General features: G+C 45.2%; 22 protein-coding genes, 1 tRNA gene and 1 other annotated feature. Of the genes, 18 read left to right on the forward strand and 5 right to left on the reverse strand.

Going from position 1 to position 21,460, the window contains the following annotated elements; all coding sequences use genetic code 11:
- Nucleotides 1–11 precede the first annotated feature (11 nt).
- Nucleotides 12–1,127, forward strand: coding sequence for a lysine 2,3-aminomutase (gene kamA, locus BM241_RS07750; protein ID WP_092282434.1), 1,116 nt, complete (start codon nucleotides 12–14; stop codon nucleotides 1,125–1,127).
- 127 nt (nucleotides 1,128–1,254) lie between these two features.
- On the opposite strand, the gene BM241_RS07755 is transcribed toward kamA, so the two are convergent.
- Nucleotides 1,255–1,331, reverse strand: a tRNA-Pro gene (locus BM241_RS07755).
- Between the two features lie 225 nt (nucleotides 1,332–1,556).
- On the opposite strand from BM241_RS07755, the gene BM241_RS07760 reads away from it, so the two are divergent.
- The 8 genes from BM241_RS07760 to BM241_RS07795 all read left to right on the forward strand — a co-directional run bounded on the left by BM241_RS07760 (nucleotide 1,557) and on the right by BM241_RS07795 (nucleotide 5,930).
- The gene (locus BM241_RS07760; RefSeq protein ID WP_092282435.1) at nucleotides 1,557–1,946 is read left to right on the forward strand and encodes a HEPN domain-containing protein; all 390 of its coding nucleotides are present in this window, start codon (nucleotides 1,557–1,559) and stop codon (nucleotides 1,944–1,946) included.
- Complete coding sequence (locus tag BM241_RS07765) at nucleotides 1,903–2,295, forward strand: nucleotidyltransferase domain-containing protein (protein WP_092282436.1); 393 nt, start codon at nucleotides 1,903–1,905, stop codon at nucleotides 2,293–2,295. The genes BM241_RS07760 and BM241_RS07765 overlap by 44 nt, the downstream gene beginning before the upstream one ends.
- A 79-nt stretch (nucleotides 2,296–2,374) precedes the next feature.
- Nucleotides 2,375–2,454, forward strand: a sequence feature (ribosomal protein L21 leader region).
- 10 nt (nucleotides 2,455–2,464) lie between these two features.
- The gene (rplU, locus tag BM241_RS07770; protein WP_092282437.1) at nucleotides 2,465–2,779 is read left to right on the forward strand and encodes a 50S ribosomal protein L21; all 315 of its coding nucleotides are present in this window, start codon (nucleotides 2,465–2,467) and stop codon (nucleotides 2,777–2,779) included.
- 26 nt (nucleotides 2,780–2,805) lie between these two features.
- Nucleotides 2,806–3,141 carry a ribosomal-processing cysteine protease Prp gene (locus BM241_RS07775; RefSeq protein ID WP_025747896.1) on the forward strand — a complete coding sequence of 112 codons (336 nt, stop codon included), beginning with the start codon at nucleotides 2,806–2,808 and terminating at the stop codon, nucleotides 3,139–3,141.
- Nucleotides 3,142–3,453 carry a 50S ribosomal protein L27 gene (gene rpmA, locus BM241_RS07780; protein ID WP_092282438.1) on the forward strand — a complete coding sequence of 104 codons (312 nt, stop codon included), beginning with the start codon at nucleotides 3,142–3,144 and terminating at the stop codon, nucleotides 3,451–3,453. It abuts the gene before it with no gap.
- Nucleotides 3,454–3,719: 266 nt separating this feature from the next.
- The gene (locus tag BM241_RS07785; RefSeq protein ID WP_051456369.1) at nucleotides 3,720–4,199 is read left to right on the forward strand and encodes a superoxide dismutase family protein; all 480 of its coding nucleotides are present in this window, start codon (nucleotides 3,720–3,722) and stop codon (nucleotides 4,197–4,199) included.
- A gap of 225 nt (nucleotides 4,200–4,424) precedes the next feature.
- Complete coding sequence (gene obgE, locus BM241_RS07790) at nucleotides 4,425–5,699, forward strand: GTPase ObgE (RefSeq protein WP_025747893.1); 1,275 nt, start codon at nucleotides 4,425–4,427, stop codon at nucleotides 5,697–5,699.
- A gap of 45 nt (nucleotides 5,700–5,744) precedes the next feature.
- Nucleotides 5,745–5,930, forward strand: coding sequence for a hypothetical protein (locus BM241_RS07795; protein ID WP_025747892.1), 186 nt, complete (start codon nucleotides 5,745–5,747; stop codon nucleotides 5,928–5,930).
- Between the two features lie 194 nt (nucleotides 5,931–6,124).
- Here BM241_RS07795 and BM241_RS07800 read toward each other — a convergent pair whose 3' ends face one another.
- Nucleotides 6,125–7,054, reverse strand: a complete 930-nt coding sequence (locus BM241_RS07800) for a restriction endonuclease (protein ID WP_025747891.1) — start codon at nucleotides 7,052–7,054, stop codon at nucleotides 6,125–6,127.
- A gap of 218 nt (nucleotides 7,055–7,272) precedes the next feature.
- Here BM241_RS07800 and nadD point away from each other — a divergent pair, with 218 nt between their 5' ends.
- The 4 genes from nadD (at nucleotide 7,273) to leuS (ending at nucleotide 11,703) form a co-directional block, all read left to right on the forward strand.
- A complete protein-coding gene (nadD, locus tag BM241_RS07805; protein WP_242948328.1) occupies nucleotides 7,273–7,923 on the forward strand; it encodes a nicotinate-nucleotide adenylyltransferase in 651 nt (216 codons plus the stop codon).
- Between the two features lie 18 nt (nucleotides 7,924–7,941).
- Nucleotides 7,942–8,541 carry a bis(5'-nucleosyl)-tetraphosphatase (symmetrical) YqeK gene (gene yqeK, locus BM241_RS07810; RefSeq protein WP_242948325.1) on the forward strand — a complete coding sequence of 200 codons (600 nt, stop codon included), beginning with the start codon at nucleotides 7,942–7,944 and terminating at the stop codon, nucleotides 8,539–8,541.
- 71 nt (nucleotides 8,542–8,612) lie between these two features.
- The gene (gene rsfS / locus BM241_RS07815) at nucleotides 8,613–8,969 is read left to right on the forward strand and encodes a ribosome silencing factor (protein WP_025747888.1); all 357 of its coding nucleotides are present in this window, start codon (nucleotides 8,613–8,615) and stop codon (nucleotides 8,967–8,969) included.
- Between the two features lie 253 nt (nucleotides 8,970–9,222).
- Nucleotides 9,223–11,703 carry a leucine--tRNA ligase gene (gene leuS, locus BM241_RS07820; RefSeq protein ID WP_092282439.1) on the forward strand — a complete coding sequence of 827 codons (2,481 nt, stop codon included), beginning with the start codon at nucleotides 9,223–9,225 and terminating at the stop codon, nucleotides 11,701–11,703.
- Between the two features lie 296 nt (nucleotides 11,704–11,999).
- On the opposite strand, the gene BM241_RS07825 is transcribed toward leuS, so the two are convergent.
- Together BM241_RS07825 and BM241_RS07830 are read right to left on the reverse strand one after the other, a co-directional pair.
- Entirely contained in the window at nucleotides 12,000–13,238 is a 1,239-nt protein-coding gene (locus BM241_RS07825; RefSeq protein ID WP_092282440.1) for a D-alanyl-D-alanine carboxypeptidase family protein, read from the reverse strand.
- Nucleotides 13,219–13,449, reverse strand: a complete 231-nt coding sequence (locus BM241_RS07830; protein ID WP_143094074.1) for a hypothetical protein — start codon at nucleotides 13,447–13,449, stop codon at nucleotides 13,219–13,221. Before BM241_RS07830 ends, BM241_RS07825 begins: the two co-directional genes overlap by 20 nt.
- Nucleotides 13,450–13,625: 176 nt before the next feature.
- Between BM241_RS07830 and BM241_RS07835 the strand changes: the two genes are divergently transcribed.
- The 5 genes from BM241_RS07835 (at nucleotide 13,626) to BM241_RS07855 (ending at nucleotide 19,440) form a co-directional block, all read left to right on the forward strand.
- Nucleotides 13,626–14,312, forward strand: coding sequence for a helix-hairpin-helix domain-containing protein (locus BM241_RS07835; protein ID WP_025747885.1), 687 nt, complete (start codon nucleotides 13,626–13,628; stop codon nucleotides 14,310–14,312).
- A gap of 131 nt (nucleotides 14,313–14,443) precedes the next feature.
- Nucleotides 14,444–15,127 (forward strand): response regulator transcription factor, encoded by a 684-nt coding sequence (locus tag BM241_RS07840; protein ID WP_025747884.1) that lies wholly within the window; start codon nucleotides 14,444–14,446, stop codon nucleotides 15,125–15,127.
- A gap of 31 nt (nucleotides 15,128–15,158) precedes the next feature.
- Nucleotides 15,159–16,607 carry a sensor histidine kinase gene (locus tag BM241_RS07845; protein ID WP_143094075.1) on the forward strand — a complete coding sequence of 483 codons (1,449 nt, stop codon included), beginning with the start codon at nucleotides 15,159–15,161 and terminating at the stop codon, nucleotides 16,605–16,607.
- 90 nt (nucleotides 16,608–16,697) lie between these two features.
- On the forward strand, nucleotides 16,698–17,705 hold the full coding sequence (locus tag BM241_RS07850) for a GerMN domain-containing protein (RefSeq protein WP_025747882.1): 1,008 nt from the start codon (nucleotides 16,698–16,700) through the stop codon (nucleotides 17,703–17,705).
- A 202-nt stretch (nucleotides 17,706–17,907) separates the two neighbouring features.
- The gene (locus tag BM241_RS07855) at nucleotides 17,908–19,440 is read left to right on the forward strand and encodes a GerMN domain-containing protein (RefSeq protein WP_084054685.1); all 1,533 of its coding nucleotides are present in this window, start codon (nucleotides 17,908–17,910) and stop codon (nucleotides 19,438–19,440) included.
- A gap of 305 nt (nucleotides 19,441–19,745) precedes the next feature.
- Here the strand turns inward: BM241_RS07855 and BM241_RS07860 are convergent, their stop codons facing one another.
- On the reverse strand, nucleotides 19,746–20,099 hold the full coding sequence (locus BM241_RS07860) for a helix-turn-helix domain-containing protein (RefSeq protein ID WP_051456368.1): 354 nt from the start codon (nucleotides 20,097–20,099) through the stop codon (nucleotides 19,746–19,748).
- Between the last annotated feature and the right edge of the window lie 1,361 nt (nucleotides 20,100–21,460).

Below are 21,460 nucleotides of genomic sequence, written 5' to 3' on the forward strand. Positions count from 1 at the left end.
AAGATGGTGTTGTGAGAGATTATCATTCGATAGAATTATGGGAGGACGTGGAGCCTGACCAGTGGTACGACTGGAGGTGGCAGGTCAAAAACAGGATTACTACGGTAGAGCAGTTGGCGAAGGTTATACCCCTGTCGGATGAGGAACAAAAGGAGATAGAGATGTGCCTCAATAAATACAGGATGGCAATCACTCCTTATTATGCCACATTGATGGACCCAGAGAATCCAAGGTGCCCTATCCGGGCCCAGGCAGTTCCATCTGCCAACGAGTTGATGTTTCGGCCCGATGAGCTGGCCGATCCTCTCGGGGAGGATGCGGATTCTCCGGTTCCCAACATCGTGCACCGGTATCCCGACAGGGTGCTGTTTATATTGACCCATAAGTGTTCCATGTATTGTAGGCACTGCACGAGACGGCGCTTTGTTGGCGAGGAGGATTTCTCCATAGACAACGAGGCCGTCAGTCGGGCGATAGAATATATAAAGGATAACCGGAATATACGGGATGTGTTGCTGTCTGGAGGAGATCCCTTTATACTGCCCGATGAGTTTTTGGAGCGCATAATCTCCATGCTGAGGGATATTCCGCATGTCGAAATCATCCGGATAGGCACGCGAACCCCTGTGGTGTTGCCCATGAGGATTACAAGTGAGCTTTTGAACATGCTGAAGAAATACCATCCCATCTGGATAAATACGCACTTCAACCATCCGATTGAGCTCACCCATCAGTCTATAGTTGCCTGTGAGAGGATAGTGGATGCTGGAATACCCCTGGGCAATCAAACGGTTCTATTAAAAGGTATAAACGATGACGTTGAAACCATGAGGGAGCTGTTGTTGAAACTGGTCAAGGCCAGGGTACGGCCTTATTATCTGTACCAGTGCGACGTGGCGCTGGGAATAGGCCATTTCAGAACGCCGGTTGAGACCGGAATCAATATAATCAAAAACCTCAGGGGATATATATCCGGCTATGCTGTTCCAACTTACGTCATAGACGCTCCCGGCGGTGGAGGCAAAATCCCCATAAATCCTGAGTACGTCATCTCGATGGATGATGAAAAGGTGGTGCTGAAAAACTATCTGGATAAGGTGTACACTTACCCGAATGTTGCGTCGTGAACATGAAGTGATGTGTTAGTGTTGTGCTTGTTGCATTGGAAAATTTATGCCATTTTTAGCGACTTTTTGGGGTGTCTTTTCGACCATGAAAAAACCGCTCAACCCTTACGGCTGAGCGGTTTTCGCTTGGTCTGGGTGAGAGGATTTGAACCTCCGACCTCTTGAACCCCATTCAAGCGCGCTACCAAGCTGCGCCACACCCAGATAACCGTTTCGAGCACTATAAATAATACTACAAATTCTCCAAAAATGCAAGCCCCAATTTTGAATCTGGTGCATGCGCATTTTGGGAAATAATTTTTAATGGGAAATAATTTTTAAACAGAATACAGTTTAGGCAATGCTTTTTTGCAAGTTTACAGAGCATCTGAAATTTGATATTATTATTCTAGATTTTAGATATGTTTTAAGAAAGGAAGTAGCTTGTCTATGTCAAACCGCGCCTTTGACTGGTTAAACCAGGCTGTAAAGGACCTGGAACTTGCAAAAAAGTGCAGAGATAGTGGGCATCATGAATGGGCCTGTTTTGTATCCCAGCAAGCGGCGGAGAAAGCCGTGAAAGCTCTTCATCTTTATCTGGGGCAGGAGGCCTGGGGGCATGTTGTTGCCAGGCTCATATATGACTTGCCGGAAGTGGTTAGAGTTGAAGATAGGCTCATTAATATGGCAAAGGTGCTTGATAATTTTTACATACCTGCCAGATATCCTGACAGTCATCCTGAAGGGGCACCTTTTGAGCATTATGGCCCTTTACAGAGCGAGGAGGCTATAAAGTATGCCTGTGAGATCGTTGAATTCGTCCGTTCTAAAATGGCCTGATTTAAGCGAAGTAGTTAGTTCACTGGATAAGTGGGTAAAAAAAGTATTAAAGATAAGGTCAGATATAGTGAGGATAGGATATTTTGGGTCTTATGCACGGGGAGATTGGGGTGTTGGAAGTGACCTTGATTTGATTGTCATAGTAAAGGAGTCGGATAAGCCGTTTTACGAGAGGCCAAGCGAATGGGATGTTCTGAATATACCGGTGCCGGTGGATTTGTTGGTCTATACTAGCAAAGAATTTGTTAAATTGCAGGTGGAACAGAGGGGCTTTTACAAGCAGCTAGAAAAAGAAGTGGTGTGGCTTTATCCGGTGGAGGATAAAACCTACAATGAACTGCACGCATAAGTTTGATGGCCGGAAAAATCCTGTAATTGTGCGAATTTTTAATACCAAATTGACAACAGGACGTGTTATATGTTACAATTAGCGAGTGCATAAGCCGCTCGAATGTGGTTTTAAAATTCCCATGGGGGATACCACCATTCGGCGAGTCTGGTTGGAGGAGGTGTACAGAATGTACGCTATTATTAGAACAGGCGGAAAGCAGTACAGGGTGCATGAAGGGGATATTTTGAACGTTGAAAAGCTGGATGCGCAGGAAGGATCCACTATTGAAATCAGCGAGGTGCTGGCCATAAGCGACGATGGCAATAACCTGAAAGTGGGAACTCCTCTGTTGGAAGGGGCAAGGGTTGAGGCCGAGGTTTTGAAGCACGGGAAAGGCAAAAAGATTATCGTGTACAAGTACAAGCCCAAGAAGAATTACCGCAGGAAATACGGTCATCGTCAACCCTACACCCAGATCCGCATTACCAAGATTATTGGATAAACCCGCTGGTAATAGCAGGTTGGCCTATGATTCATGCGGTGGTAAACAGAGCTCCATCGGGCGATATAATAGGTTTTGAGGTGTCCGGTCATTCGGGATATGCCGAGGCGGGAAAGGATATAGTGTGCGCCGCGGTGTCTGCGATTGTCCAGACGGCCATTCTGGGCTTGACGGATGTGGTGGGGATTGAGGTAGTATATGACCAAAGGCCGGGAGAAGCCCGGTGCAGCGTTCCTGAAGGGCTTCCATTTGACCTTCGGGAAAAAGCGAATATAGTTTTAGAAACTATGCTGTGCGGTTTGAGAAGCATACAGGAGGGATACGGAACATACATTAAAGTTGAAGAAAGGAGGTTGAGGTAGATGTTCAGGATGAATCTTCAGCTTTTTGCACACAAAAAGGGAGTAGGTAGCTCCCGTAACGGACGTGACAGCGAGTCAAAGCGCCTGGGTGTAAAAAGAGCTGACGGCCAGTTCGTGCTGGCGGGTAACATCCTGGTGCGTCAGAGAGGTACCAAGATACATCCAGGCTTGAATGTAGGATTGGGAAAGGATGATACCCTTTTTGCCAAGATTGACGGTATTGTAAAGTTTGAAAGGCTTGGCAAGGACAAGAAGAGGGTGAGCGTATATCCTGTGGAACAGGTGGCTGAAATAGCTGCTGTACGACAGTAAAGGGGATGGCACGATAGAAGGCCTGTTGCAAAACAGGCCTTTTATTTTTTTGGCCAGGAAATAGCCGGATGTGCTGTTTGTGAATATATTAATAATACAGGGCACAAGATGAAAGTATTCAGATGAGGTGTTCAATAGCCGGTGTTAAGGCATCAAATTGTAGCAAAATTTTGGATAAGACAAAAAGTTAACCTAGAATACTCTTTCAAGGCTTAGATGAATATGCATCGTATTCAGATAAAACGGATGGACGGGAGGAATCTGGAATGTATTCAGTGCATCGGCCTTTTATGGCCATTGCCGAGATAAAAGGAGGGCCACTGGCCCCTCAGCTCAGAGGCATAGTGGTGTTTACCGATGTGCCGGGTGGCACAGAGGTTTATGTTGAGGTAATGGGGCTTCCGCCGTATCAGCCGGCGCCTCCTGGAGGACAACCCATTGGGCCACATGGTTTTCATATACACGAGTTTGGCAACTGCGATGTGGGCGATCCTCAGGACCCGTTCCAGCAGGCGGGAGGGCACTGGAATCCCACGCAGCAGCCTCACGGCAACCATGTAGGGGATTTCCCGGTATTGTTTTCAAATAACGGCTATGCCCGAATGACCTTTTTTACGGATAAATTCAAGGTTTGGGATGTGGTGGGGCACTCAGTTATCATTCACGAGAATCCTGATGACTATCGTTCTCAACCAGCAGGCAACGCGGGCAGGCGCTTGGCCTGTGGAGTCATTCGTCCCTGCTGAGGTGCTCATGCATTCTTCTTTTAATTTTTTTGAGATTTTTCGGAATAATAAGGTGCAAGGAGATTTTAAATGTATCACAAGTTGTGGATTTGAGCGTTATATCGATGCTGCACCATCGCTGGGTGCCTTATGAGCCATGACGCTGAATTTGGCAAAGGATTCTGTTGAAAACCATCGATTTTTTATTATATAATATTGACACATAATCAAAGTACAGGTGATGCGATGTTTGTAGATGTAGCAAAGATATTCATAAAAGGTGGCGACGGAGGCAACGGAGCTGTCTCTTTTAGGCGCGAAAAGTACGTTCCCCGTGGCGGCCCTGACGGGGGCGACGGGGGAGACGGTGGTGATATCATCTTTGTTGTGGATCCAGGTATGCGCACCTTGATGGATTTTAGATACAAGAAGCATTACAGGGCTGAGTCAGGGCATAACGGCGGACCTAGTAATATGAAAGGCAGAGACGGTGAGGACCTCATCATTAGGGTGCCGCCCGGTACTGTTATAAGGGACTTCGAGACGGGTAAGGTTTTGGCAGATTTGACGCACCCTGGCCAGCGAAAGGTTCTGGCACGGGGAGGCCGTGGTGGCAAAGGGAATGCACGTTTTGCCACTTCTACGCGTCAGACCCCCAGATTTGCTCAGCCGGGCGAAAAGGGAGAAGAACGGTGGGTCGTATTGGAGTTGAAGTCAATTGCCGATGTTGGGTTGATCGGTTTCCCCAATGTAGGCAAGTCCACCATACTCTCTGTGCTCACGTCTGCTCGTCCCAAGATAGCCAATTATCCTTTTACCACTCTGACTCCCAACCTGGGGGTGGTGGAGGTTGATAGAGAGCATTCCTTTATATTGGCCGATATTCCTGGTTTGATAGAAGGAGCACATAAGGGTTTAGGCCTGGGACATGATTTTCTACGCCATATAGAGCGTACCCGGATGCTGGTTCACGTGGTGGACGCATCGGGGATAGAGGGCCGAGACCCTGTACAGGATTTCTATATCATCAACCAGGAGTTACATGCTTATAGCGCTGAGCTGGCGCAGCGCCCTCAAATAGTAGCAGCCAACAAGTGCGACCTGCCGGGGGCAGAGCACAACGTAAAGCGCTTGAAAGAGGAATTGGAGCCTAAAGGGATTAAGGTGTTTCCGGTTTCTGCTACTCAAAACCAGGGGTTCAAAGAACTGGTTTGGGAGATTCTCAGGATGCTGGAGAAGCTTCCCCCTGTTGAGTCCTTTGAGGAGGAAGTAGCAGAAACTTATGATAATACACTAGAGCAGGAGCCCTTTGAGATTACTCGTGATGGAGATGTATACGTGGTATCAGGCCCGGCTGTGGATCGGCTGATGGCTAGCGTAAACCTGGATAATTACGACTCCCTGCAGTATTTTCAAAGGGCGCTTAGAAGGAGAGGGATCATTGATGCCTTAAAGGAGAAAGGTATTCAAAATGGCGATACGGTGCGTATCAATGATGTGGAGTTTGAGTTCATTGAGTGATGCATCATCATTAAATCATTGAGTAGGGGGTCAAGGAAAGCAGCTATGGAGTGCATTCAGTGCCAGAACTGCAAGATGGGTCAGCCTATGTACTATTGTGCTGCCAAAGGGGAATTTGTCATTGACACTTCCAAAACCACGGTCATTGAAAAAACCCGGAGCGGTTGGAAAAAAGGCGACCCGAAATACGAGCTGCACAGAAGAAAAAACCGCAAAGAGCTGGAAGTGTAAGGGTTATAAATTGAAAGCTAAAAAGGGCAATGCCTTATGAGGCTTGCCCTTTTGTTTTTGATCGTTATGCTCTTGTTAGCGTTGCAATTTTCTGTTAAGCTATGTGCGCTGTTGAGACCCGTAAACCATCAGGCCATGTGGCACTGTTGGAACTTGTACGCTATCGATCCATGTGCGTTGTCAGCCCATGTAAACTAGTCATTTAAAACTTCGTCGCGGGGTTTGGCCTCTTTGGCTTTTGGATTAGCGGTATACACTAAAATACCCAGCAGTACGAAGGATACCGATAATATAAGGTAATATATGAAATAGGTGTGAAAGATGAAGGATGACACAAGGAATAGCAGACCATAAAGGATGTAGGTTCTGGCCTTTGCGGGGGTGAGGAGATTTTTCCTGGCCTGCTTCCTCCTCAGCCTTGACTTTTCAATCTCGCTTTTAACATAGAGGTTTATGGCATCCTGGTCATTGAAGGTGCCTTCCTTTTCCATTATTTTAAGCAGTCCATCGCCGTCAATCAGGTGTACCTCAACGTCTTCATGGTCTTGCAAGATGGTGCGGCACGTATCGCTGAAGCTGGACGAGGTGAAATAAAAGCCGGTTGTGTATCCGCAGTGTTTCAGGACTTTCAAGAATTTGTACACCTCAAATGGAGGTACCTGCTGGCTGTAAGGTGTGTGATAAAAACCTATGAGTGCCTGCCTACCCTTGTATGTGGCTTTCAAAAACCTTTTGCCTATTTTGATGTCTTCAAATTTTCCGCTGTGGAGCAGGGCCTTTGCAAGGCGCCATTTGAACTGTTCGGGCGTAAGATTCAACAGTTCCTTCTTTCTGTATGTAGCCGCTGCGCTGTTTAGCTTTGCTTGTCGCTTTCTTTCAAGCTGCTTTGCCCTCAACTTGAAGTGCCCGATGCTGATGATCACTGCCACCACAAGGGCAAAGATGACGGATAGCCAGGGGATTTTGGTCTTATAGACAAACCACAGATATGATATGACTAGTGCAGCTGTAGCCAGCATTATACCATCGACCAGCCAGCTTATGATGGATGTAGGTTTACCTTCTTCTTCAAGGTAATAGTTCCATTCGCCGATTTTGGCATAAAGCCTTTTCAAAAAGTCCATAGCACAAAACCTCCCTATTAGGAAATTTTTCCCTGAACGGTGTCGGTTTATTCGTCATTTTAAGCGATTTGTGCTATAATAAATATCGGTTTATCGGCTGCTGAAGAGCGGTGCTCTTTATTTTGGTAAATTGGCCGTGGTGGCTTTTTTCGGGTTAAAAAAGTGTTCGATATCTTTATTTTAAAAATTTTGAGAAGGACGGGATTGGTGTGCCGGATATGATGGGCAGTGAGGGCATGACAATCAATGATGAGGGCATACGGCCTGTAAGGCTGGGGATAGCAGGGGGCACTTTTGATCCGATACATATAGGCCACCTCATAATCGCAGAGGTGGCCAGGCAGGAGTGCAACCTGGATAAGGTGCTCTTTATACCCACGGGGATTCCACCGCACAAGAGGGATTATGCTGTTACTCCGGCTGTCTATAGATATGAGATGGTTAGGATGGCCATAATGGATAACCCTTATTTTGAAATAAGCGATATAGAGGTGAAAAGAGAAGGGTTTACGTATACTGTAGACACCTTAAGGCAACTTAGGAGTATATATCCCGAAAACGTGGAGTTTTTCTTTATAATAGGCAGCGACACTCTGCCCGAAATCAAGGGCTGGCGGGAGGCATCACTGGTAGTGAAGTATTGTCATTTTGTGGTGTACAGCAGGCCCGGGTATGATGTGGTTGAAAGGGAAGCACGGCTTTTGCGAGAGAGCATCGGAGCATCCATATATACTGTGCAGGGGCCGTTGCTGGATATATCATCCACCGATATCAGGGATAGAATAAAACAGGGGAAGTCCATACGCTATCTCGTCCCACCAGTGGTGGAAGAGTATATCTATAAAAATCATTTGTATATGCAATTTTAGCAGCAGGAGGTTTGCAATATGATGGCCGAAATGATGCAGGAAAGCGAGATGTGTGAGAAGCTCAGGACTTTGATGGATGAGGAGAGGTATGTCCATTCTCTGGGTGTGAGGGATTGCGCGGTTATGCTGGCTCAAAGGTATGGGGCCGACGTGGAGAAGGCGAGAGTTGCAGGGTTGCTTCATGATTGCGCCAAAGGCCTGCCAAGGGAGGAGATGATAAACAGGGCGGTTGAGGCTGGAATAGAGCTTGGCCCGAAAGAGTTCCAGACCGAGGCTTTGTTGCATGGCCCTGTCGGGGCAGTGGTGGCCAGGCAGACATTCGGGATCGATGACACCGAGATATTGAGTGCAATTGAATGCCACACCACAGGAAAAAGCGATATGGCCTTGCTTGATAAGATAATATACCTGGCCGATTACATAGAACCCAACAGGGATTTCCCAGAGGTGGAAGAGCTGCGGCGTGCGGCCATGGAGGACCTTGACAAAGCTGTGCTTATGGCTTTGCGCCGAACCATCAAGTATGTACTGGACACTGACCGCTTTCTCCATCCCAGGACGGTTGAGGCGTGGAATGATATGCTGAAAAGGTTTAAGGAACAAAAAATTGAGGGCTGATCCTCCTTATGTTGACAAATTGTGTATAATGGATATAATAAAGTAAAGAAAATGCAGATGGAGGGAAGGATTTGCAAAACAACTCGAAGGAACTGGCTTTGCAGATTGCAAGGATTTTAGATGCAAAGAAGGCAATAGACGTAGTGGTACTCGATATCAGCCATTTGACCATTATTGCTGATTATTTTGTGATAGCCAGCGGCAACACCGAGATACAGGTTAGGGCTCTGTGTGATGAGCTGCTGAAGAGCTTGCGACAGCAGGGCGTTGACGTACGCCGCCAGGAAGGATATAGGCATGGCAGATGGGTTGTTTTAGATTATGGTGATGTAATCGTGCATCTTTTCCACCGTGAAGACAGGGCTTTTTATAATCTAGAAAGGTTATGGGCTGACAGCTTGTCCCTATCGGTTCATGGTCAAAACTAAAGCTCTCGCCCCTAGGGGATGGGAGTTTTTACGATCAACCGCCGGGAAAGCCCACCCTTTCAAGGATGGGATGAAAGGCGGTTCTTAATGTTATAGGGCTGGACCGGTTTGAAGTTAAGCCTCTGGATAAGGAGATTGTTACATGGATGCAGGGAAGTATTCATGCATTCGTGTAAGCCTCCCTCGGTGAAAGAGGAAGCCTACTTCCTTCAGAGGTGGGAGGAGGTCACTTTAATATGGAGGGAAAACCGTTATGGAATACAGATTCAGTGAGATCGAGAAAAAGTGGCAGGAGAGATGGGAAAAGGACAAGGCTTTCCGTAGAGTAGAGGACCCTAACAAAAAGAAGTTTTATATGCTGGAGATGTTCCCGTATCCATCAGGCAAGCTGCACATGGGGCATGTGCGGAATTATTCCATTGGTGACGTTATAGCGCGGTACAAGACCATGCAGGGATATAACGTGCTGCACCCGATGGGGTGGGATGCTTTTGGTCTGCCGGCTGAAAACGCAGCCATCGCTCACCAAATTCATCCCAGCACATGGACGTGGGACAACATAAACAACATGCGGGAGCAGCTTAAAGGGCTGGGAATAAGCTATGACTGGGAACGGGAGGTGGCTACCTGCCATCCCAGCTACTATAGATGGACCCAGTGGATGTTCTTGCAATTCTTCAAACGAGGGTTGGCCTATAAAAAGCGAGCTTTTGTGAACTGGTGTCCCTCTTGCAGCACCGTGCTGGCCAATGAACAGGTGGTCAACGGACACTGCGAGCGCTGTGGCACGCTGGTGGGTAAAAAGGACCTGGAACAGTGGTTTTTCAAGATCACCGACTATGCTGAACGTTTGCTCAGGGACATTGATCGGTTGACCGGTTGGCCGGAGAAGGTTAAGGTGATGCAGCAGAACTGGATTGGCCGCAGCGAGGGCGCCATGGTGAATTTCAAGGTGGAAGGCAGCGACGAGACCATCACCGTGTTTACCACGCGGCCTGATACCATCTATGGCGTGACCTATATGGTGTTGGCGCCGGAGCACCCGCTGGTACTCAAGCTGGTCGAGGGCACTGAGCATGAGGGCGATGTGCGGGCTTTTATAGATAAGATGCAGTACATGAATGAAATCACGCGCACGTCGGAGGAAACCGAAAAGGAAGGCGTATTTATTGGACGATATGCCATCAACCCAGTGAACGGCCAGAGAGTGCCGCTGTATATAGCAAACTACGTATTGCTGGATTATGGGACGGGTGCCGTGATGGGCGTTCCAGCTCATGACCAACGAGACTTCGATTTTGCGACCAAATACGGGCTGCCCATAGTTCCTGTTATCAAGCCTGAAGACGATAGCGTAGATGTGCACAATTTAAAAGAGGCCTTTGAAGGGCAGGGTATAATGATAAATTCTGGGCCATTTAATGGACTGTCCAACCAGGAAGCGATGCAAAGGATCATCGAATACATGGAAGAGAAGGGGATAGGCAAGAGGCGTGTAAGTTACAGGTTGAGGGATTGGCTCATCTCGCGTCAGCGTTACTGGGGAGCACCTATTCCGATTGTATACTGCGATAAGTGCGGTATTGTACCGGTGCCCGAGGAACAGCTACCAGTGATACTGCCCACCGATGTAACCTTTACTGGGAAGGGGCAATCGGTGCTGGCCGAGAGCAAATCGTTTGTCAATACCACTTGTCCACAGTGCGGTGGCCCGGCCAGGCGCGAGACTGATACCATGGATACATTTGTATGCTCTTCGTTCTATTTCTTGAGGTTCACTGACCCCAAGAATACCGAAGCTCCTTTCAGCCGCGAAAATGCGGAGTACTGGATGCCAGTGGACCAGTACGTAGGTGGAGTGGAGCATGCCATACTTCACCTGCTGTATGCCAGGTTCTTCACCAAGGTGCTGTACGATATGGGGTTGTGTCCCGTGGATGAGCCTTTTACAAATCTGCTCACGCAGGGGATGGTGCTCAAGGACGGCTCCAAGATGTCAAAATCCAAGGGCAATGTGGTAAGCCCCGAGGATATCGTCGCCAAGTACGGAGCTGATACCGCAAGGCTGTTTATACTGTTTGCTGCACCGCCCGAGAAGGACCTTGAATGGAGCGATCAGGGGGTTGAGGGCTGCTACAGATTCCTCAACAGGGTATGGAGATTGGTGAATGAGTGCAAAGATGCCTGCAAGCACTATGTCAGAGGTGAGAAACCCGCTAATCTCTCTGAGCAGGATAAGAAGCTTCGATATGTTGTCCACAACACCATAAAACGTGTAACGGTTGATATAGAAGAAAGGTTCAATTTCAATACGGCCATAAGCGCCATCATGGAGATGGTGAATGCCATACACCAGTACAAGGAAAAGGTGGATGAAGCTGAGCAGAACATGGCTGTGCTAGGCGAAGCCATCACCCATCTGCTGCTGTTGCTGGCACCCTTTGCACCACATATTGCCGAAGAGCTGTGGGAGGTCACCGGCCATGAGGGGAGCATACACGCGCAGCCGTGGCCTGTTTATGACCTGCAGGCTCTGGTACAGGAAGAGGTTGAAATGGTGGTCCAGGTCAATGGAAAGGTCAGAGATCGCATGATGGTGCCGGCGGAGGCTTCCCAACAGGAGGTTCAGGATATGGCACTTAACCTCAGCAAGATACGGAACCTTATCAAGGGCAAGAGCGTTGTAAAGGTCATTGTGGTGCCAAAGAAGCTGGTCAATATTGTGGTAAAGTGACAGATGGAGCGGTAGTGAAGGTTTTGGAGGATGGCCCAATAAGGATAGGGACAAGATATTTTTGACTAACGCCTGCGGGAAAGTGCAAATGCATATCTGTGGATGTATATGTGCATTCCCGGTCGAAAGGACGGATGCATTGAAGGAGGAAATCCGTACCTTGAACAATAAAAAGTACTTAAATAGCTAAAGGTGGGCTGGAATAGATGTAAGATAAAAAACGGGGATATTCTGAGAGAATATCCCCTGTTTTTATGAAACGCCTGTTAATATTTTTCCTGAATTTTAAGGAAATTTCACCGATATCGCCGCAAAATATATCTTCTCCGCCTTTTGCGTCTTAAGATGTAAAATAACACATTGATGAATGCAAAGAGGAGAAGAACTGTTGCTATCCATGAATAGTGACGCCCTTTGTTGGTGTTGTCGACTCTCCTGCCTTCGGAATCGGGGGTTATCATATCGATTATAGCCTTTTTCCTTTCGATACCCCGTTCGGCAATCAGTTCGCTTTGCGCTATTACTTTACCATTAAGGCTGTAAGTGAGCTTGCCCACCACCTGCCCTTTGTAAACCGGAGCTTCCAGGTGTAGTTGGTTGTTTTCATCGGTATAGTACCATTCAATGTTTTGCTGTATCTTGGCCACATCTTCTTTTGCTACGACATCGCGGAATCCCTGAGCTGCCACGATGTTTAGCATCCCCGAATCCTCAGGGGCGTGGTTGCTTATCTGGGTGGTGGCGACAACCTGGCCCTGCTTGAGGGGTTCATACATGGTGTAGTGCTCAAATCCGTATTCAAGCAGCTTTTTTGAGTCGATCCATTGACCGTTTCTGGTGCTTTTCAGCACAACAGCGATGAGATTCATGCCATCTTTTGTGGCAGAGGATACCAAACAGTGGCCTGAATGGGAAGTATACCCAGTTTTAATGCCGGTGGCGTATGGGTAGTAATATTCTTTGCTGTCTTTATCCAGCAATTTATTTTTATTGACCCAATAACGAATGGCCTTTTTGGTAGGGTCATTCTTATCGACTTCGTTCCAGTCGGGGTATTCTCTATAGGTAATTTGTACGATTTCCCTGAAGACTTCGTGTTTCATGGCCTCTCTGGCGATTAAAGCTAGGTCGTATGCGGTGGTGTAGTGGTCTTTGTTATGATAGCCGTGAGGATTGACAAAGTGGGAGTTTGTTGCCCCCAGCTCTGCAGCTCTGCTGTTCATGAGTTCGTAAAATTTATCCAAGGCTTGGTTGTATGGCATGTCAGGGTCGCCGGATACAATACGCCCTATATGGGCGCCTATGGTGAGTGCGGCATCGTTGCCAGAAGACACCAGCAGCCCTACCAGCAGGTCTTTCAGGGTTATCTTTTCACCTACGTCAATGCAAGCCAGGCTGCTGTCTCTTGGAGCCAGGTTGGCCTCGTTGCCTACTGTGACTATTTCATCCAAGTTTCCATTTTCTATTGCCAGCAAAGCTGTTAAAATCTTCGTTGTGCTTGCGGGATACAGCTTTTCATCCTTGTTCTTTCTCATAAAGCACCTTTCCGGTTTCCTGTTCGATGAGTACAGCGCCTTCGGCTTCGAGTTCTAATGTTGGGGTGGATGAAGGCTCTACCTTTTCTATGAAATCAGCGCTTTCATCTTGGTTTTGGGAGTTCTCGGGATTGAGCATGGCGGCTGATGATTGAATATGGAATGATAGCACAAATAATACCACTATCAAAGCCAAAAACCGTTTCATCATCAAAACCCCTTACCTAGCAGTAGTGTTTTGCCTTTTTAGTATAACAGATTATCAGCATGTTTGTACAGAAAAAGTTGAAGAATAGTGAATTGGTTGCAAAAATGTGGTAAAATATTCTCAAAGTAGAGCGTACAGGCCTATATAGGTTTGGAGTTGATTAACGGGGGGTGGATGCCATGCTTAACCTCGATGTCAATCAAAAGAAGATTTTGCTTGTGGTGGTTACTGTTCTGGTTTTGCTGGCCGCGGGATACATTTTTAGGAATGCATTTGCCAGCGATAGTGAAACTACAGCTGTGCGTAAGGGGCAAGAGCTGGTGCTGCAGACCAGTTCTCGAAGCGCAAGCGAAGATGTTTCAGATGAAGCTGTTTCTAGGGAAGGTGTACCCGCTCAGTATGATTCTGGTGAGGACAAGCGATCCCTCAAAAAGATAAAAGTGTACATCGTGGGTGCGGTAAGGTATCCAGGGGTTATAGAAGTGGAGGAGGGCAGCCGGCTGATAGATGTGCTTGAGCTGGCAGGCGGGGCTACAGAAGAGGCTGACCTAGAAAAGGTAAACCTGGCCCTCAGGGTGCAGGACGAAGGCATGTATAAAATTCCTAAAATAGGAGAAGAGTTGTTGGAACAAAATCCTGCCGTTTCAGGCACTACATCGGAGCAGGGGCAGCAAAAGGTAAACATCAATACCGCAGACGAGGCTACGTTGGATACCCTGCCGGGTATTGGCCCCAGCAAGGCAAAGAGGATTATAGAATATCGGGAGCAGAATGGACCATTTAAATCCGTAGAAGAGATCAAAAACGTATCAGGGATCGGTGATAAAACTTTCGAACAGCTCAAGGATTTAATTACAGTCAACTAATACTTGGTTTTCGCTATTGAGCCTTTACCGCCTGTACCAGGCTTCTTGCGCTTAGCAAAATTGATTTTACATTTGGCATGTGATACAATAAAATCTGTGTATCTAGGTTTTGAAAGGAAGGGACAGAACCTATGCCGAAGAAGCTGTTGGTGGTGGATGATGAGCCTGCTATCGTAAAAGGGCTTAAGTTCAGTTTGGAACGGGATGGCTATCAGATTGACGCCGCATATGACGGCGAGGAAGCCATGAAGATGTTCAATGAAAATCAATACGACCTTGTTATCCTAGATGTAATGCTGCCTAAGCTCGATGGGTTGACGGTGTTGCAGAGGATAAGGGAGAAATCGTCGGTGCCCGTCATAATGCTGACAGCCAAGGGTGAGGATATGGATAAGATCCTGGGCCTGGAGTACGGTGCCGATGATTATATAACCAAGCCGTTTAATATCCTAGAATTGAAGGCCAGGATTAAAGCCATTTTCAGGAGAACAAACGACACTAAAAATGAACAACAGATTATCAAAGTGAAAAACATGACCATCAATTTGGCAAACCGCAGCGTGACCATAGACGGTAAGGAGGTCAACTTGACTGCAAAGGAATTTGACCTGCTTAAGCTCTTTGCCACCAATCCGGGTAAGGTATACACCCGTGAAAACCTGCTGGAGCTCATTTGGAAGTATGAATACCTTGGTGATGTAAGGACGGTAGACGTTCACATACGCAGGCTGCGAGAAAAGATCGAGAAGAATCCCAGCCAGCCCGAGTTTATATTCACAAAATGGGGAGTGGGATACTATTTTGCTGACAAATAGGACTTTTTTTTTAAGCCTTCGATGGCAAATCGTGCTCACGTACTTGATTATAATTCTGGTCGGGTTCACCTTTATCGGCATATCGGTTTTGGATATTATAGGAAAATACATGATTGACAGCAAGAAGAATGCCTTTCGGTTGTACGCTAACTGGGTTGCTCAGGCTGTTTCTTATGACTATGCCAGCGGCGATCCCGATATTCTTGCCAGCATAGTATATGACCTTCAGGCCCTGGGAGAGGAGATTTTCAACAAAGAGCTTGAAGCCACTCGAATACTTATATTGAATAAAAACGGGGTGGTGGACTACGATTCCTATAACATAGTGCATGGGCCTGACAGCCTTTTAAAGCAGGATTTAAGCCAAGTTTTCCCCGAAGTTAAGGCCGTGCTTGCAGGAGAGAGGGTAGAGCCAAAGGAATTGTATATAAGGCCCGAGGGTTCGCGTGATGCCAAGCTGGTGCTGTATACCTATGCTCCCATTCAGCATGAGAAACACGGCATCATTGGGATGGTCATCATATCCACTTCGCTGTCCAGGATTGAGCAGATGTTGGCCCAAGTAAAAACCAGGGTGAGCACATATTTGCTTATTACCAGCGCTGTTATCATAATGGCCAGCTATATGATATCCGGATTTATCACACAACCCATCAAAGAATTGACAGATGTCATCAGGAAGATGAGCCAGGGGCATTTGGATCAACGCGTAAAGGTACGGGGAAGCAAAGAACTCAGGCAACTGGGCGAGGCATTCAATATCATGAGCGAAAAGCTTGAAAACCTGGATAGAGCTCGTAATGAATTCGTTTCAAATGCCTCTCATGAGCTTAAGACGCCTTTAAGCGCCATTAAGGTATTAACCGAGTCGCTCATTCATATGGATGTCGATGACCCGTCTATTTATCGAGAATTTCTGGAAGATATAAATTCTGAAATCGATAGACTGAATGCAATTATAAACGATCTGTTGACGCTGGTGAAAATAGATACTGAAGCTGAAGAGTTAAAACAAGAGCCGGTGGATCTGGTAGAGCTGGTGCATAGCACCTTGAAAGGTTTACAAATTTTGGCACAGAAGAAAAATATAAGGCTGGAGACTTTTTATGACGACCGATTGATAGTATCTGGTGATGCGGTGAAGTTGCGGCAGGTGGTAAGCAACATAGTCGATAATGCTATTAAATACACCCCAGAAGGGGGCAGAGTGACTGTCGAGGTTTACAAAGGCGTTGAAAATGCGGTGGTAAAGGTAAGCGATACCGGCATAGGAATACCAGCCAAGGACCTGCCGCATATTTTTGATAGATTTTTCAGGGTGGATAAGGCAAGGTCAAGGACTACGGGCGGCACAGGCTTGGGCTTATCTATAGCACAGAAGATCGTGTTGCAGCATGGAGGAAACATACGTGTGGTGAGCGAGGAGGGGAAGGGCAGCACTTTTTATGTGGAACTGCCAATTAAAGAAAACAAACAATGATAATTGTTGTTTTGTTAGAGTTATTTAAATTTTTTGTAAAAATAGTTTGTTATAATAAAAAAGCAGTGAAGGTGAAGAAGGGATATGGGAATGCGCAGTTTAAAGCGTTTATCAATATTGGCATTTATTTTAGCTATAACTATTATCTTAGCAGGGTGTAATACCATTTTTGACAGAATAATATTTTTTAACAGGAGAAACGATTTAGGGGACAAACAGCAGCAGAAGTATATAAACCCTGAGCCTCAGATCAGCGAGGTCAATGTGACTTTATACTTTAAACATTACTTGGCCGACTATCTGGTGCCTGAAAAAAGGGCGGTGCAAAAAGGGAGCCAGTCGATTGAGTACGTTGTAGTATCCGAGCTGCTCAAAGGGCCTACGTTTGAACGGGTTGCTGTAATGCCCCCCAATGTCAAGGTGTTGGATGTTACACGCAACGGCGATACCGTCTTTGTAAACTTAAGCGAAGAGTTCAGGGGCGATATTGACCTTGCTGCGGTGCGCAAGGATAACGTACCGGAGAACCAAAAGGAAAATGTATTGGCTCAGATGAAGATGCTTTGCATCTATTCGATTGTAAACTCGCTTACCGAATTGGATGGCGTCAACAGGGTGAAGATACTGGTCAACAACCGGGCACTCACGTATGAGGAGATGGGGGCTGAGCTCATAGCCTCGCAGACGGCAAGTGTTGATAAGGACACTCCCGTTATGGCGCTTACGCGTAACAAGAATTTTATCTTAAGCCCCTCTGAAGCGGTAAGGCAGGTGTTTAATTCTCTTGTAGGAGAGCCGGATTGGGAAAGAATTGATGCTTTCCTGGCGCGAAAGAATGCCGATGGGAGAGAGCGCCCGCCTATAGATGAGATACAAAAGGTATATTCAGCTTATGTTGCAGGTTTGGAGTTTGATAGCAACAATTTTATAATGAGCGAGGAGATTAAACCTGATGGGGAGGCTTTTGTTACGGTAACATATGCAATCAAGTATGCCAACGGAAAAAAGGAAAGCCGCGACAGCGATGTGTTGAGGGTGGTAAATGAACAAGGGATTTGGAAGTTGAGGCTGCCGGGCTTTTTTACCAATGTTGAGTAACTGTGCTTTTGGATTTGTGGGGTGCTGAAAGTGAGGTTAACATCAAGTTAGCAATAATTTTAATTTGATCTTTAACAGGAGGTAAGGATTAAAGCAAAAGGTCTGGCAGGTGTTTGTTGTAAATAAACAGCAGGTGAGGATGGTGATGCATTTGGTGGTCAATGGAGGATGGTCAACAGGCTGACGACAAAGGAGGGATCGTATGATGTATAGGTTTATTCGGGCAGTTGCTGTAGCAGTTGTGTTTGCAGTTCTAGCCGTGGTATTTGCCTCCTGTAGTGCAATGCCAAAAAGTCAGGTGGATGAAAAGATGGAAACACAGCAAAGTAGAGGAAAGACGACTAAGAACGATTTTTTTAGAAGTTTAGGGGATATTGAGCAGGATGAAAATCTATATTCTATATTGAAAGATAGTGATGTCTATTCTGTTGATGTCGTGTTGTACTTTTATAACCCCGATACCAACAAGTTGGAACCCGAGAAGCGAACTATTAACCTTCAGAAAACAGACCAGATTTTGAATGTGGTCATAAGCCAATTTTTACAGGGGCCAAAGGTTAAAGGGCTGAAACATGTCATATCTCCTAAGGTAAAGCTACAGAAAGTGGAACGCTACGGAAATGTGGTGGGCGTGTATCTGTCAAAGGAATTTTTAGAAAGCGAGGACATCGCTATTGCTAGGGCTGCACTGGTAAACACAATATTGGAGTCTCAGGAAGCGAAGTATGTGAAGATATATGTGGAAGGGCGGGAACTGACCCATAATGGGAAGGACGATGGACAGATTTTAGGGCTTTTGACAAAATATCCAAATGAGGTGGAACAAATTAGATCACGAGAGCTGGAGCTCACTTCACAGGGGGATGTCAAGTATATCAAGAGGGAGATATATTTTCAGGATCATGAGAGGAGGTTTTTGGTTCCAGAAATAAGGGATGTTCCCGTCAGCCAAGGGAAATACGTTGAAGCGATTGTGGGCGAATTGATAAAAGGGCCGGTCAGCGAAAACGAAGGATTGTATCCTACTATACCCAGTGGGACGCAGCTTATGGATGTTAAGTTTGTCGAGGATGCAGATTCATCAAAGGGAGTTGAACTGTACTTTTCAAAAGAGTTTAAATTGTCCTTTAACAAGGAGGCTAATTCCGAAACCTTGATGGTGGGCTCACTGGTTTATAGTTTAACAGATTTACCTGGTGTAGACTGGATAAGGATATATTACCAGAATGAAAATGGCGAATACGTGAATACCCCAGTGGTGTCCATGGGTTTAAACAGGAGGTTTGACAAGGATAGCTTGCCATTTCAGCTGGGTAAAAGGATCAAGGTATATTTCAGCGATAAAGATGCTATGAACTTGGTCCCAGAGTATAGGATTATAAACAGAGATTCCAAAGATATAGTAAATGAGATATTGAATGAGCTAATTGAGGGCCCTTCTCAAGAAGGACATATGGCGGTCATCCCCTCCAATATTTCAGTAGGGGATATTAAGGCGTATGTAAGCGGGCAAACAGCCTTTGTAAATTTGCCCTCAAAGTTCAATCCATCTGGACTGGGAAGCACAGGTGAGATTATGGCCCTTTACGCCATCGTAAACTCTCTCACTGACCCTGTTAATACCGACAACGTCAGGCAGATTCAATTTTTGGTGGACGGCAAGGTAACCAATGAATTTGGGCATATGTCGCTGGCTGATCCCTTTGTGCGAAATCCTGAGTTGATAAAGGAGTAGGGATGGATGCTTGTTGAATTGATGATGGCTGATAGCTGAGAGGAGCCATGTAAGAGTAAGGCTCCGCATTTTTTATGATTATGAGGAATATAAGCGCCTTGTTTGATATGTCAACTTTCAAACGGTTTTATCAAAAATAGGCAAGAAGACCTCATATTCTGCAACATGGCGATTAATTGCGGGTGAAGGCAAGTGTAGATGCCTCAAAGTAGCTGGCGAGTCTACCATTTGGCAAAGGGTCAGTAGTGGGTGTGTGAGCCACCCACCAAATTTCTCACAAAGCCACCACCTTGGCAGTTACTTCATTAATCTTTTTTCCTCTTCATCCTTCTCTGTTGCTTTAAAAATTCCTTAAACTGTTCTATTACATACAGGTCTTCTTCGCTCATAAGTTCATCATCTTCGTTGTTTTTATTTTGTTGGTCATTTGATTTAACGTTGTTGTAGGGATTACGAATATTGGAGTACCCAAGAAGATAATCTATGGATACGCCAAAAACCTCGGCAATTTTTCCTATTATATCGATTCTGGGTTTCCGTTCACCATTTATATACCTGGATATAGTAACCTCAGTTACCCCTATTCGTTCTGCTAATTCCCTTTGCGTCATATCCTTTTCATCCAGCAGTTCCTGAAGCCTTTTTATGAATATGTCCATCCGCTTTACCCCTTTCTTAACCAAATATTATAATCCGCTTTGCTTTAGAACATAAAAAAACTTACCTAAATTATAAAAATATTATTGACATTAACCGTTTGGTATAGTAAAATATGATTAGCCAATTGGTTAAACAACAGTGGCAGTAATTGAACATGGAAATTTTGGCTGAAGTCGGTGAAGCTTTTTAAAATTTATATGAGAAGCCTGGGCTGTAGGAGAGATGAAACTAGGTGGTTGTGGATAAGTAGGCAGCACATCATCTCGTATAGTATAAACCACATTATGCGGCATTTCCAACATAGCATACAAACCAGGAAAGTTGGACAAAGAGTTGGACAACATTGGTTTTAAGTGAGTTTTTATGGAGAGGAGAGATAGCTGTCAGGTTTGTGCAATGGTCAATAATGATTGGACTGTTAAAATTAAGTAGCAGGGAAAGAATGATTATAGCCATTAATAGTATTATATATTTGGCAGCATTAATGTGCAAAATAATTTTCAGTTTTGTTTAGTTTAAAGAGTTCTAATTTTGGCGTAATTGAATAAAATTAGTTATAGAATCTATGAAGTGTCTAGATTGTATTCCTATATTTGGAATAATGTTAAAAATAATGTAGAGAACAATTATTTAACTCTTATTCTGCAAAAAACAAGTAAAATTGGTAAGGTTACCATAAATATAGCACAGTTACTAAAGCTGTGATAAATTGATTTATCATAAATTCATCACAGGGGGTAGTAACTATACAAACCACCATTGTAAATCATAATAACAAATTAGTTGCTTTTTGCAAGATGTAAATTATGGAATGAATGAAGCACAGTTTAATCAATTTTATATTCTATCAAAAATTAAACAATTTGATGTTTTGACAAATAGCTGGTATGCAAGTATGTCACTAATAGAAGAAACTCTATGTAATAGGTATGATGTTATGGGGTGAGTTAAAGCCAATAAGACGATTTCTCCTTGTGAAGTCAAGATTGGGATTTCAGTTTATTAACTGGATTGAGCCATCTAACCTTAATCTGGTTATCGTTGATGGAAAATAGGTGTAAAGATAAAGTTGGTAAATTTAGTTTGTGAATTTTAATATATTATTTGAGAAGTTGAAGCCAAAATCATCAAAGAAGACAAAAAATGAAGTAGTTTAGTTTTCATATAGGGTTTCTTTCTTTATTATTATAAATTAAAGATCAAGTCCAAATTTTTGTGTAAAATTCCCTCTGGCTAGAATCAGGTTAAATTATCACCACTAATCTTTAAATTTTACTGCTTCCGGCTTCTTTTAGGTCAAGGATTCGCTATCGCCGGGCTGCGCCCGTCCTTGACCTAAAAGAGCCTCCAGCAGTTTTAT

It is taken from the genome of Caldicoprobacter faecalis (assembly GCF_900115765.1).
GTDB classification, from domain to species: Bacteria; Bacillota; Clostridia; order Caldicoprobacterales; family Caldicoprobacteraceae; genus Caldicoprobacter; species Caldicoprobacter oshimai.

Excerpts from the sequence above, each read along its gene's own strand:
- BM241_RS07785 (WP_051456369.1), top strand. The coding sequence starts at position 3,720 with ATGTATTCAGTGCATCGGCCTTTTATGGCCATTGCCGAGATAAAAGGA.
- BM241_RS07830 (WP_143094074.1), bottom strand. The coding sequence starts at position 13,449 with ATGATGAAACGGTTTTTGGCTTTGATAGTGGTATTATTTGTGCTATCA.
- BM241_RS07775 (WP_025747896.1), top strand. The coding sequence starts at position 2,806 with ATGATTCATGCGGTGGTAAACAGAGCTCCATCGGGCGATATAATAGGT.
- BM241_RS07760 (WP_092282435.1), top strand. The coding sequence starts at position 1,557 with ATGTCAAACCGCGCCTTTGACTGGTTAAACCAGGCTGTAAAGGACCTG.
- BM241_RS07850 (WP_025747882.1), top strand. The coding sequence starts at position 16,698 with ATGCGCAGTTTAAAGCGTTTATCAATATTGGCATTTATTTTAGCTATA.
- yqeK (WP_242948325.1), top strand. The coding sequence starts at position 7,942 with ATGATGGCCGAAATGATGCAGGAAAGCGAGATGTGTGAGAAGCTCAGG.
- obgE (WP_025747893.1), top strand. The coding sequence starts at position 4,425 with ATGTTTGTAGATGTAGCAAAGATATTCATAAAAGGTGGCGACGGAGGC.
- BM241_RS07765 (WP_092282436.1), top strand. The coding sequence starts at position 1,903 with ATGCCTGTGAGATCGTTGAATTCGTCCGTTCTAAAATGGCCTGATTTA.
- BM241_RS07835 (WP_025747885.1), top strand. The coding sequence starts at position 13,626 with ATGCTTAACCTCGATGTCAATCAAAAGAAGATTTTGCTTGTGGTGGTT.
- BM241_RS07855 (WP_084054685.1), top strand. The coding sequence starts at position 17,908 with ATGATGTATAGGTTTATTCGGGCAGTTGCTGTAGCAGTTGTGTTTGCA.
- BM241_RS07795 (WP_025747892.1), top strand. The coding sequence starts at position 5,745 with ATGGAGTGCATTCAGTGCCAGAACTGCAAGATGGGTCAGCCTATGTAC.
- rpmA (WP_092282438.1), top strand. The coding sequence starts at position 3,142 with ATGTTCAGGATGAATCTTCAGCTTTTTGCACACAAAAAGGGAGTAGGT.
- BM241_RS07840 (WP_025747884.1), top strand. The coding sequence starts at position 14,444 with ATGCCGAAGAAGCTGTTGGTGGTGGATGATGAGCCTGCTATCGTAAAA.
- nadD (WP_242948328.1), top strand. The coding sequence starts at position 7,273 with ATGATGGGCAGTGAGGGCATGACAATCAATGATGAGGGCATACGGCCT.
- rplU (WP_092282437.1), top strand. The coding sequence starts at position 2,465 with ATGTACGCTATTATTAGAACAGGCGGAAAGCAGTACAGGGTGCATGAA.
- BM241_RS07825 (WP_092282440.1), bottom strand. The coding sequence starts at position 13,238 with ATGAGAAAGAACAAGGATGAAAAGCTGTATCCCGCAAGCACAACGAAG.
- BM241_RS07860 (WP_051456368.1), bottom strand. The coding sequence starts at position 20,099 with ATGGACATATTCATAAAAAGGCTTCAGGAACTGCTGGATGAAAAGGAT.
- leuS (WP_092282439.1), top strand. The coding sequence starts at position 9,223 with ATGGAATACAGATTCAGTGAGATCGAGAAAAAGTGGCAGGAGAGATGG.
- BM241_RS07800 (WP_025747891.1), bottom strand. The coding sequence starts at position 7,054 with ATGGACTTTTTGAAAAGGCTTTATGCCAAAATCGGCGAATGGAACTAT.